The following is an 11,632-nucleotide window of genomic DNA, read 5'->3' as shown; positions in this document are numbered from 1 at the left end:
TCGCACCAACAATCGAGATATAAGCGATCCTCGTGACGATTGATAGCGGCATGGTAAAGATGGAATTCCCAGATTCGATCGCCGGCATCCTGATAGGATAACTGAAACGGTTGTTGTCGGAGAATGCAGCGATCGAGTTCCCACCGCCATGGTGGGGGAGGATTATCGAGGCGGTCTTCTAGCTCTTTGCGTAAGGGTCCCGGCAGTTCGCTCCGTTCTAATAGTAGTTTAGTTAGTTCTAGGGCGATGGGGATTTGTCCAGCATCGATGAGAAAATTGATCGCCTGTTGGAGCATCTGCAAGCGATCGGGCTTCCAGTCGTGATTAGGAGCGATTTTAAGCTTATTACGCGCAATTTCTTTGATTAACTTCGATATATTCGGTTTATCTCCCCAAAATAGCCCGAATTCACTGGCAAGGATTTCTAGGGACTGTTTTTCTTTTTCACTGACCGATAAAGTGATTGATTGTCCTATCCGGCTCATAGTTTATAAATATACGGACACTTTTTCTGTTAAGGTACTTGTCCATCCCTATTATCGTGGTTATTATGGAAGATAGCAAGGAGTTACGGACAGAAATTCATGGTAAATTATCAAGTAACGCTCAGGCCAGTCTATTCCTGTCCCGCAGACGAGATACCAGACGGGATCAAGGTTCCGCAAGGATGGCGGTTATCGTGGCATCAGGTGGAGACGTGGAAAGCACTCAACGATCCCGATGTCGCGGTAATCATCAATTCGGCCATGACGGGGGACGGGAAAAGTCTAGCGGCCTACCTGCGAACTTTGCAAGGATATTTCCCGATTATGGGACTCTACCCAACCAACGAACTAGCGCGGGATCAGCGGGGTCAGATCGAGGCATATATTCAACGATTTCAACCAACGGATCAACCCCGGGTCAATCTTTTAACCGGGCCCGAGTTGGAATTGTACGCCGAACGGGATGGGAAAACGAAAGCGATCGCTCTAGAGACTCGATCGAAACAGTCGGAAATTCTCTTAACTAACCCCGATATTTTCCATTATCTGCATCGGGGGGCCTATTTAACCCCCTACGATAACCCCGATCAGCTATGGAACCGGATCGATAAACATTTCGATCTCTTCCTATTCGATGAATTTCACGTTTTCGGCACGCCACAGGTCGCCAGTATTATCAATACCATGCTTCTAATCCGACGGGCCAATCGTGGGAAACGATACCTGTTTTTGTCCGCGACTCCCGACGAGGGTTTACTAAAACGATTGGATAAAGCGGGGTTTCGCTATCGATCGATCGACCCAGTAAGAGAAGGAAAATACCGGTTTCCCGATACCCCAGAAGAGGCCAATTCCCTCGCTCAACAGGGATGGCGACAAGTAACCTCGGAAATCGAGCTATCTTTTATTCCCTTACCGTCGAGTTTTCAAACTTCGGAAAATTGGTTGAAGGAAAATAAAGAGCGAATTTTAGACTATTTTAAGCGATACCCCGGCAGCAAGGGCGCGATTATTCTCAATTCGATCGCTTCGGTTAAACGTCTGCTGCCGATTTTCCGAGAATTATTGGCGACTATCGGTTTAACAGTGGGGGAAAATACGGGTCTTTCGGGAACGCGGGAGAAGTTGGCATCGTTAAATCGTGATCTGGTGATCGGAACGAGTACCATCGATGTGGGGGTGGACTTCAAGATTAATTTTCTCATTTTTGAGTCGTCCGATGCGGGAAATTTTATTCAACGTTTCGGCCGTTTAGGCCGTCACAGCGGCTACGATCGAAAGGGAACGGCGGTAAAATTTACTAACTTCACAGCGATCGCTCTGGTTCCGAAATTTTTCCTAGAACGGTTATTCGAGAAGAAAGATGCACCGTTACAAGTCGGGGAACGGTATGACCGAATTCAGCTACAGGAGGCCATCAAGAGTAACTACCGTCATATCAATAATTTCGAGGGTTATTACCAACGTTGGGGAGCGGTACAATCATTTCAACTCTGGTGGAATTTAGGGAGTCCGAAGATCAAATCCCAATACGGGGAAAGTCGCCAGAAGTTTCAACAGGAATGCGAGGAGGTTTTCGATACCAGTTTAAAACGGGTCGCCGGTCGGGTGAAAGGATGGGCCGACGAATGGAAGGAGTTATCGGGGAAAAGCGGTAATCCGATTTTCGAGGATGCGTCTAGTTTTCGCGGGTCGAGTCCGTTATTATGCGGGTTATACGATTCGACGGAACTGGAGGAATGCGATCGCTTTAAAACCTACGATTTACCCAGTATTCTCGGTAATCTAGAGGTGGAGGTGTGGAGAAAAGGCGAGTTTAAGCGCCAGATCGAGGCCACGAAAACACCGATCGCGCGCAGACGTTTCGATTATTGTCTCGCGTTTCTGAATTTAAAGGGATATCGAGAGGAACGGTTAAACTGGCGCTTTACCTACGACGGCGATTTAGGCGAGATTGCCTCCGCGTGGAAAGTACAGGTTTTGACGGGAATCGGTGTTTGGCAACCGGATAATCCTTGGCTCGATCGAATTAGTCGGGAGTTACGGGATCAGGCTCTGGTTAGCTTCGTTCTTGCCTATCCCGTTGCCGCAGTTCGCCAACGCTTACAATTACCGATGCACTTCGGTATTTATCCGATTAGTGACGAGAGTAGTCTTCATTCTCCCCTGTCCCCCTATTCTATAGCGATCGGTCAATCGGCTTTGTTGTTGGATACTCTCGCTCATCGGTTCAAAGGTCAAGGGGGTGAGGTGTGGATCTGTTGACACGGAACAATTGAGTGTTTTAGCTTCAAAGGATGAAAAGAGTAAGATGGAATCAAGAAAAAAACGAGCAGTTACAACGAGAGCGGTATCTATCTTTCGAGATGGTAGAGGAAGCTATCTATCGAGGAGAGGTATTGGACGATAAAGTTCATCCCAATCGAGCGCGTTACCCGAATCAAAGAATTCTCATTGTCAAGCTGAATGATTATGCCTACGAAGTTCCTTACGTCGTCAACGAATCGGAAATTTTTCTAAAAACGATCATTCCATCTCGAAAAGCTACGAAAAAGTACCTTAAAAAAGGTGATTCAACATGAAAACCAACGATACAAGCTCTTTTGATGCTTCACTCGATCCAGCTACCTTACACGCTCGGAGAACCGATATCAGTAACCTCGATCCGGAGGAACGAGAGCTACTAGAATCTTACGAGCGAGGGGAGTGGGTTTCGGATTTTAGCCCGGAACGATTGCAAGAGTTACAATCATATGTTCGAGAAACGTGGAAGTTACGCGACCAAGAAGAAGGCACACTTCAAAAACTGCTCGCTATTCTTAGTGACGGTCAGTGGCACTCTGCGGATGAACTAGCTTCTAAAGTAGGCTCCCGCTTTGGTCAGACAATTTTCGAGATGCGCCGAAAGGGATATTCAATAGAAAAACAAGAGATCGCTCGCGAGCGATTTGAATATAGAATAGCTTCGACCTAAAAGCGATATTTCAAGTACAAATCGCTTAAGGCAACGTTTTTAGGCGATCCCTAATAGGGATTAAAGCTTGCTCTGAATGAAAAAGCTTACGGCAGTAAGTTTAGACTTATTCATTTCAATCCCTGATAGGGATTCGGGATGGAGAACTAGAGCGGCTTTTCAGTGATTCCCGATCCTTATGATACCGGTCTCCCGTTGAATAAGTCTACGCTTAGTGATCGTTGAATAGGTCTACAACTTATTTCCTAGAAAATTGATCGCTGTGCTATCGCGCTCGCTAAACTTAAGATGTTGAATTCGCTGATAAGCTAAACGGCTTTTACTTCGGATCACCGATATAGACTCCAAAAGGGTTATAGCTATTGGATCATGCAGGTTAAGCGCCGTTTAGCTTACAAAGGAGGTGATCATGTTGAAGCGCGCGACTAACCTTCAAAAACTGCTGGCAGTCCTCGCGGACGGTCGATGGCACCCCGCGGACGAACTTGCGTTTAAAGTGAGTTTTCGTTTCGGGCATACCGTTTTCGTGGCTCGCCGGAAAGGTTATTCTATCGAGATCCGAAAGATAGCTCACAACACATTCGAGTACAGGCTGACCTCAGCCTAGCAGACGCGATAACCGAGGCGATTATCCCTCTAGTCGTGATAAGCTAAACGGCTTTTACTTCGGATCACCGATATAGACTCCAAAAGGGTTATAGCTGTTGGATCATGCAGGTTAAGCGCCGTTTAGCTTAATCTCTCGACCCGCTCCTTGCAAGAGTAGGGAAGCATCCTCACTAAGTAGCTTGCGACATTAAGTTTAGGCGTATGTACTCTCAAACCCCCAAAGATAAATCTATGGCTGGTTTAGCGACTGACGGGAACCTTGAATAATCGTCTTATCGTAAGGCAAGCACGGCTTCAAGCTTCGTTCAAACGAACTTGCCTTCTTTAAGAATTATATTTTTCAAGGTTCCCCTGCCCCGAACTCCTGTGATTGCAGTTACGGAAAACCTCGCTTCCCTCTCTTTTCTCAATAAACATAGGTAAGAAAAGATATGACTGACCTAGCGGATAAAATCACACCGCTCGCCGAACAGCTACCGAATTTACAAATGTTAATTCTCTTCGGTTCTAGAGCGCGTGGAGAGCATAGACCTGATAGCGATTGGGATTTCGCTGTTTTATACGAGGAAAGAAGCGCTCAAAAGGATATTTCGAGTCTATTGAAAATTTATACACTACTCGAACAAGCTTTAGAGATTCCCGAAGACAAAATTGATGTGATTGATTTAAAAGAATGTTCGCCGATCCTCGCTCATTATGTCGCGCGGGATGGTCAACTTCTATACGAACGGGAAACGGGACTATTCGAGGGATTTAAAGAAAAATTTCTCATGAATCCTGAAGAATCGAAAGCGTTATACCGTCAATTACGGAATAATCTGGAGATTTCTCTACGAGAAAAAGGAGTGTAAATGCTATTCAACCTCTGATTGCGATAGACGAATTAAACCTCATGAATCAATACCTCGCCGAACTTAGCGAGTACGGTTCGATCACTTTAATTGAGAGAAAAAATTGATCCCGATATCGTTCATTCCTCGATCGCTAATATTTTACGAGATTATCCCCGCTACCAACGCTCGATCGTTCAATATCTAGATTCCTTGGAGGCAGAAAATGGTTAAAAATACGAAAGAATTAAAAATTATCGATACAGTCAATAGAATAACCACGACTGTGGAAAAACTACCGAATTTAAAACTATTAATTCTCTTCGGTTCTAGAGCGCGCGGAGAGCATAGACCTGATAGCGATTGGGATTTGGGAATTTCATACGATGAAGCAAACAGACAAACACATATTAAGGAAATCAGTAATGATTACTTAACTTCTCTCTCTATCTTGAGTGAATTGTTTGAGATAAACCGTGATTTGATCGATCTAATTGAACTCGATCGCTGTTCTCCATTAACGAAGTATCAAGTCGCACGAGATGGAAAACTTATCTATGAAAAAAATACGGGAGACTTTTTAAAATTTCGTGTACGCGCTTGGAAAGAGTACGCCGATACCGCTAAATTCCGAAAGATTCAAAAAGACAGTATCGATCTTTGGCTCAAACAATGGGGAGTTTAAACGATGGAAAGGGAGATAGTCACCGTTAGAATTCGTTTGATGATCAAATATCTTAATCGATTACGGGGGTTCGAGAGCGTTACTCTATCAGAGTATTTGGACAATTTTGACTATCAACTTATGGTTGAGAGATTGATAGAATTATTGGTAGAGTCATCTTCCGATATTAATAGCTATCTTCTTTTACAATTACATAACGTAACTCCCGCTACCTATTACGATTCTTTTATAGAAGCTGGTAAAAATGGTTTAACTACCAGAGAACTAGCCGGGGAGTTGGCGAAATCATCAGGAATGGGAAATCGTTTAGTGCATCAATACGAGGCGATCGATAATGAACTTGTTTTTAAGGCGATTCCGATCGCTTTATCTCAATTTCCGCTTTATCTCAAACAAATTACCGACTATTTAGACTCTCTAGAGGTGAAAGATGCCTAAAAAACAAAAAAAATTAGAGGAAACGGGACAGTTAAATCTATTCGATAACACTACAGAAATTGACGGTGAAGATCTGGATTTTGAGTTCGAGGATATTGATTTAGAATCTCTTTCTGGCGAAGATTTAGGAATTAGCGAATCGGTAAGCGATCGCCGAGTCGAAACCGTTCGCCAACTGCTAACCCTAAAACTCCTACGGGAGGCGATTCGAGCCGAAAACCCCGACGATCGAGTTATGGCAGATTTTGCCGAAATGGTATTACCCAATTTACTCCGATTAGCGATCGGGGTAACGGCAAAAGGAGGAAATTTCTTCGAGGAAATCGATCGCCGTCGGGAATTAGAGGGAAAAGGCAAAGTTCGACGGGATAATGCAGGAGATCAATCTCTCAATACTCATTTACTTAATGGATTATTTCCCGCTAATCTCATCGAAAAACGACTAGAAAAACTCAATACTACCGTTCGACGGGTAGTAAAGGAATGCGAGCGCAGGTTGGCGATCGCTGGGTTTATTCTCCACGATTTCGAGAAATTCCGCTACTCGCTTTTTCCCGGGATGCCGGCGAAATATATCGAGATTAACGAGGACTTCGATCGAGATATCCGCAAACTATCACGAGAGGAACATCGAGAGATTTTTCAAGTATTGGTTCCCGAATTAGGATTAGATCGCTTTTTATTTTCCGATCAACCAGAAAAATGGACTGAATATCTTGATGATTTGATATACATCGCTAAAAATGCCCAGCGTCGGAATGATACTGATCGAAATACCTCGGAAGATGGGTTAAATACTCGCTTAAACAATAGCGCTCTCGAAAGTTTAACCGATCTTGCCTGTCTAGCCGATCGCTTGGCTTCCATTATTAAACACCCCCACGATGCGGAAAAAGCTCCGTTACAAGACCTTTTATACAGCCTCAGCGATGGGGAACTAAAATTCACTTACCACAGCATCGCCGAAAACCGCGGGGTACTAACGAACGTACTTAATAACGCGGTGATGGAAGCACATCAAGAACTAGACTATCAGCCTTTACTTTACTTGCCTACGGGAGTTGTCTATATCGCCCCCAAAAACGCGCCAGAAGTGTCCCTAGAAACCTTACCGAATCGAGTGGTGGACACGATTAAATCCCTCTGTAGCGGCGAATTACAGCGTAAACAAACGGGATTCGGTAGAGATGGCAAGGGGATGAAATACGCAGATTACTACAGCCAATTTTTCGACGATGCTGGGTTAATGCGCGCTGCCCTCAACGCCACCCTTCGCATCCTCGGTGATAATAAAGCGTCCGTGGCCCGAAGTCGCGGCGAAAACCTGATTAAATTTCAACAACAGGGCGTTTTACCGACGGATTACGATTTTCATTGTGAAAATGATATCCGCATCGATCGCCTAGCGGAATTCGGGGACGTGGTGACGCGGAAAATCTGGGGCGATCGCTTGGAAAAAATCGAACAGGCGCGAAAATTGCAGAAAAACTTACCCGCACCGCCGGATTTAGATTTAATTAGCGAGATCGCACATTATTGGAATCTAGAAAATTATCTGCCACAAATCCGAGCGATCAAGCGTATTAATGAATCGTTAAAAGAACTCAAACTGAAAGGCAATACGGGAGGGGTTCCCTACGAATGGTATTATCTAGCGGCGCAATACCTGAAACAGCATCCCGGAATCGAGGATATTAGACCCGTTGCAGAAGATTTAATCGCTTTTCTCGCCGCAAAAATCGCCGCCATAGTTGCGGGATATAACTTACCCGATGGTTGGGAGGATTTGCGAGAGTGGGTTAATCAAGTGGTGCAGTTACCCGGTCGGGAATTGGCCCACTCGATCGAAATCTTCCAGAAAGAATTAAACCACTACAACGCCGCTAAAAAACAAGGTCGCGGCCGTCAACTTCTCTGTTCGATCTCCCATTCTCCCTATAGTGTCAGCGAACAGATGGAATCGGCGGTTCTTTTCACTCCCCAAGTCTATACTAATAAACAAATGCTGGCAGGCTCGAACGCCAAACGAAACATTTCCAGTATCGCGGGAACGGAAATGATGTTGCGTCAGATTCTTATGAATCAAACCCAAGCGGTAGGAAAACGTTTCGAGGACGGCAAATATCGCTATCTGTACTTTTACCCGACCTATTATTTTACTCCCGAAACCAATAGTTTTTTACAAAAAGCCTACGCTAACATCGCTCAAACTCGTTTTGATAGCTCGATAAAGTTGCACTTTGTCGATAAGGATCTGGTCGCTAACTTCGATCGAACCCGTTATCAGAGTGTTGATAGTTTCCTGATCGATGAAAAATTAAGGCAGAAAAAGGAAACAATTAACGAGGAGGAAGATGGCAAAAAAGACCGCACTTTTAAACTATCCTATCCCGAAGATAAACCCCTAACCTTTTATTTTATAGCCCTACCTCCGGGCCGCAATCCCACCGATACGGAATCCTGGGTTATGCCGGCATGGTTAGGATTAGCTTTCCCGATGATTTTAGATGTCAAAACGGTGGTTTCTGAGTCTCCTATTCCTCCCTATCGCGACGGTGCGGAATTTGAAGAGACGGTATTTCTCGACAGTGCGCCCCAAGCGATCCGGTCCTTAACTCGACGCGATCGATTCCGTCTCGATCGAGTCTTGAACCCATGGCAAGATAATGACGGAAAAAAATATTCCGCCCCCTTAAATACCCTAACCGCAGCCTATTCTATTCATTTAGACGTGAACTCGAAGCAGGGTAAGACGGGTTATGACCCCAATTGGGGCAAATTAACGGAACTCGCTATCAATTTAGAAACCAGTCCTCTCTATGTTTTTCATTACCTTAAACAGTGGAAACGGGGCAAAGATGCCGATATACCGAGCGCTAATCGAATCGCTCTGTATCTCTACGATTTTTATCCTTGTTTCGATCCTTACGTTACAGAAGTTCACCGTTCTAATTTCACAATTAATATGGAAGAGCAATCCCCGTTAAATCACCCGAAAAAATTAACCGAATTGTATCGTCAATTCTATCGAGCTAATAAACGATATAACCCGAAAGCAAACGCGGTTTTAAAACCGATAGATGTGGCCGCCGATACGATTCTCAAAGCAGGAATGTATCAGGGAGAAGCCCTAGTTTCTGTAGTAGCGGCGGAAGTGGCCAGCTTAATGAATCGGGTTCATGCTTCTACAGCAGAAGGTCGCTGGATTTTATCCGATCGAGAACAGGAAAGACAGAAAATATTGTCTTTTGCTCGTTATTTTGTGATCGATGTGTTCGAGGGTTCTTTTAAGGGCGATCGAGCGCGTCTAGCTGGCAGACAATTAAACCTCCTTCGCGATACCTGCGAATTTCTTTACCGTCTCGAACAGGACAGAGAAAATCAAGAGTTAAAAGCCCAGGGTCAAACTGTGGATGAAGATTCTGAAAACAATAATTAATTCAAGGAGTACCTACCATGTCTTTACTGAAAACCCTCGATCCTAAATTCTTTCATGGCGAGATTCCCTACAAACCGATGGGAAAATACGTTCACTTTTTGACTATTCGAGTCACAGAATCTTATCCTTTATTTCAAACAGATGGAGACCTAAATAAAGCTCGTGTTCGTGCGGGAATTGATAGCAAAAAAACGATTAGTCGTTTATCGATGTTTAAACGTAAGCAATCAACTCCAGAACGCCTAGTCGGTCGAGAATTACTCAGAAACTACAAATTAATTACCGCCGAAGAATGTGAGTACAATGTAAAATTTGCCATGAATAACCCCGACTGTATTATTTATGGTTTTGCTATCGGTGATTCGGGTTCAGAAAAATCGAAAGTAGTAGTAGATACGGCTTTTTCGATCACACCCTTTGATGAATCCCATGAAAGTTTTACTTTAAACGCTCCCTACGAGAATGGTACTATGGCATCGAAGGGAGAAAATAACACAAAAGTAGGGGAAGTGACTAGCCGAATTAACCAGCAGGATCACATTCGTCCGCAGGTGTTTTTCCCTAGTATTGTCACGCTCAAAGATCCGACAGAAGCAAGTTTTCTCTACGTTTTTAATAACATCCTGCGTACCCGTCACTACGGCGCGCAAACTACCCGGACGGGACGGGTAAGAAATGAGCTTATCGGTGTTATTTTTGCCGATGGGGAAATTGTTAGTAATTTGCGCTGGACACAGGCAATATATGATCGCCTTCCCGATGAAGTATTACACTCGATCGATCCCTTAGATGAGGATTTAGTTATGGAAAAAGCCACCGAAGCAATACAAGCATTAATGGCGGAAGAATTTATCGTTCATACCGATTTTATCGGGGAAAATTTTCAACCTTTATTAACCGAGGTGAAAACTCTCACGGCTACGGAAGCAGGAATTTTATCGATTCTAAATCAAGCGGATAAAGAAGCGAAAGACTACGCTAAGAAACATATCGCCGAGAAAAAACCAGCCGCTCAAAAACCGTAAATTTCAGTAGGGTGAGTAATTTCTCACCCTATATCCTCGCAATTTTTAAAGAGTTATGGTACATATTTATTCCTGTCAATTAGAACTGCACGATAGTCTTTATTACGCAACCCGTGAAATCGGCAGACTCTACGAAAGCGAACCCGTAATTCATAATTACGCGCTCTGTTATGCTTTGGGATTGGTAAATAGCGATAGTTATCGTTACTTCTGTTCCGAACAGATTCCCCAGTACCAAGAACATTTAAATCCTCTTAACGAAGAGAAAATTTATGTCACTCCCGCACGGGCGATCGTTCATACGGCGGTTCTCAATACTTGGAAATATGCCAATAATAACTATCATGTGGAGATGGAAAAAACCCAGAAAAATATTCCCAGTTTTGGCAGAGCAAAAGAAATCGCTCCCGAAAGTGTTTTTGAATGTTTTATCATTTCCCATCACCCCCTACAACTTCCTAAATGGATTCGTTTGGGAAAATGGATGAGTAAAGCGGAAGTAAAACTGACAGAACTTTCCCTATCAAAACAAAAAGAGGATTTATTTATTTATCCCTATCCTTTAAATCCTCTCGATGTTATGTTTACCCATCAGGTGATTGGCTACGATGTGATTAATATGCCTCCCGTTAGTTTAATCCGTAATGTGAGAATGCGCGGGGAATATTACCAAATAAGCGATCGTCCCGATCTCAAAATTCCCGTTCGATTGTCCTATCACTTCGGTTGAAAATTGACCATGACTCTTATCTCTTCTAAATCCCTCACTTTACCGGAATTTTTCTCACTAACCGCTCCCGAGGGCGATATTACCTATGAATTAGTCGATGGAGAAGCGATCCCAAAAATGTCACCGAAATTCTTTCATTCTCGTTTAACTCTGGCTTTATCTTCTATACTCGATCGCTGGAATCAAGGACGGGGAGAAGTGGGAATCGAATGGGCGATCATTCTCAGCAAAAACGATCGAGATTGGTGTCCCGTTCCCGATCTTCTCTACATTTCCCTGGAAAGGTTAGGAGATATTACCCTCACCGATGAAGCTTGTCCCGTTCCCCCGGAATTAGTCATCGAAATTATCTCTCCGGAACAATCCTTCAGCAGCCTGAGCGAAAAAGCCGTGGACTACCTAAAAGCGGGAGTCAGT

At 44.0% G+C, this 11,632-nt stretch carries 11 protein-coding genes and 1 pseudogene; 11 read left to right on the top strand and 1 reads right to left on the bottom strand.

The window, feature by feature from the left end; translation table 11 throughout:
• Positions 1–485, bottom strand: a pseudogene (locus PX481_RS23265) (WYL domain-containing protein); the annotation flags it as partial.
• 99 nt (positions 486–584) lie between these two features.
• Between PX481_RS23265 and cas3 the strand changes: the two are divergent.
• The 11 genes from cas3 to PX481_RS23210 form a co-directional block, all read left to right on the top strand.
• Entirely contained in the window at positions 585–2,750 is a 2,166-nt protein-coding gene (gene cas3, locus PX481_RS23260; RefSeq protein ID WP_288096298.1) for a type I-D CRISPR-associated helicase Cas3', read from the top strand.
• Between the two features lie 32 nt (positions 2,751–2,782).
• Entirely contained in the window at positions 2,783–3,067 is a 285-nt protein-coding gene (locus PX481_RS23255) for a BrnT family toxin (RefSeq protein ID WP_272081673.1), read from the top strand.
• On the top strand, positions 3,064–3,459 hold the full coding sequence (locus PX481_RS23250; RefSeq protein ID WP_272081674.1) for a hypothetical protein: 396 nt from the start codon (positions 3,064–3,066) through the stop codon (positions 3,457–3,459). The genes PX481_RS23255 and PX481_RS23250 overlap by 4 nt, the downstream gene beginning before the upstream one ends.
• Before the next feature lie 1,040 nt (positions 3,460–4,499).
• Positions 4,500–4,919, top strand: coding sequence for a type VII toxin-antitoxin system MntA family adenylyltransferase antitoxin (gene mntA, locus PX481_RS23245; RefSeq protein WP_287693762.1), 420 nt, complete (start codon positions 4,500–4,502; stop codon positions 4,917–4,919).
• Positions 4,920–5,009: 90 nt separating this feature from the next.
• Positions 5,010–5,132, top strand: coding sequence for a hypothetical protein (locus PX481_RS23240; protein ID WP_255520580.1), 123 nt, complete (start codon positions 5,010–5,012; stop codon positions 5,130–5,132).
• Complete coding sequence (gene mntA, locus PX481_RS23235) at positions 5,125–5,583, top strand: type VII toxin-antitoxin system MntA family adenylyltransferase antitoxin (RefSeq protein ID WP_002762258.1); 459 nt, start codon at positions 5,125–5,127, stop codon at positions 5,581–5,583. Before PX481_RS23240 ends, mntA (PX481_RS23235) begins: the two co-directional genes overlap by 8 nt.
• A gap of 3 nt (positions 5,584–5,586) precedes the next feature.
• Complete coding sequence (gene hepT / locus PX481_RS23230; RefSeq protein WP_002762259.1) at positions 5,587–6,021, top strand: type VII toxin-antitoxin system HepT family RNase toxin; 435 nt, start codon at positions 5,587–5,589, stop codon at positions 6,019–6,021.
• Positions 6,014–9,460 (top strand): type I-D CRISPR-associated protein Cas10d/Csc3, encoded by a 3,447-nt coding sequence (gene cas10d / locus PX481_RS23225; RefSeq protein WP_288096292.1) that lies wholly within the window; start codon positions 6,014–6,016, stop codon positions 9,458–9,460. Before hepT ends, cas10d begins: the two co-directional genes overlap by 8 nt.
• 17 nt (positions 9,461–9,477) lie before the next feature.
• A complete protein-coding gene (gene cas7d / locus PX481_RS23220; RefSeq protein WP_288024844.1) occupies positions 9,478–10,485 on the top strand; it encodes a type I-D CRISPR-associated protein Cas7/Csc2 in 1,008 nt (335 codons plus the stop codon).
• A 55-nt stretch (positions 10,486–10,540) separates the two neighbouring features.
• Positions 10,541–11,215 (top strand): type I-D CRISPR-associated protein Cas5/Csc1, encoded by a 675-nt coding sequence (gene cas5d, locus PX481_RS23215; protein WP_002762264.1) that lies wholly within the window; start codon positions 10,541–10,543, stop codon positions 11,213–11,215.
• Positions 11,216–11,224: 9 nt separating this feature from the next.
• The coding region (locus PX481_RS23210) for a Uma2 family endonuclease (RefSeq protein WP_288096290.1) at positions 11,225–11,632 on the top strand (408 nt) is incomplete at its 3' end.

This window comes from Microcystis sp. M53603_WE2, assembly GCF_030065435.1.
This window is presented reverse-complemented; position numbering and strand designations above follow the sequence as displayed.

Bases quoted from the DNA above. Each gene is read 5' to 3' on its own strand.
- cas3 (WP_288096298.1), top strand. From the start codon at position 585: ATGGTAAATTATCAAGTAACGCTCAGGCCAGTCTATTCCTGTCCCGCA.
- PX481_RS23255 (WP_272081673.1), top strand. From the start codon at position 2,783: ATGAAAAGAGTAAGATGGAATCAAGAAAAAAACGAGCAGTTACAACGA.
- PX481_RS23250 (WP_272081674.1), top strand. From the start codon at position 3,064: ATGAAAACCAACGATACAAGCTCTTTTGATGCTTCACTCGATCCAGCT.
- mntA (WP_287693762.1), top strand. From the start codon at position 4,500: ATGACTGACCTAGCGGATAAAATCACACCGCTCGCCGAACAGCTACCG.
- mntA (WP_002762258.1), top strand. From the start codon at position 5,125: ATGGTTAAAAATACGAAAGAATTAAAAATTATCGATACAGTCAATAGA.
- hepT (WP_002762259.1), top strand. From the start codon at position 5,587: ATGGAAAGGGAGATAGTCACCGTTAGAATTCGTTTGATGATCAAATAT.
- cas10d (WP_288096292.1), top strand. From the start codon at position 6,014: ATGCCTAAAAAACAAAAAAAATTAGAGGAAACGGGACAGTTAAATCTA.
- cas7d (WP_288024844.1), top strand. From the start codon at position 9,478: ATGTCTTTACTGAAAACCCTCGATCCTAAATTCTTTCATGGCGAGATT.
- cas5d (WP_002762264.1), top strand. From the start codon at position 10,541: ATGGTACATATTTATTCCTGTCAATTAGAACTGCACGATAGTCTTTAT.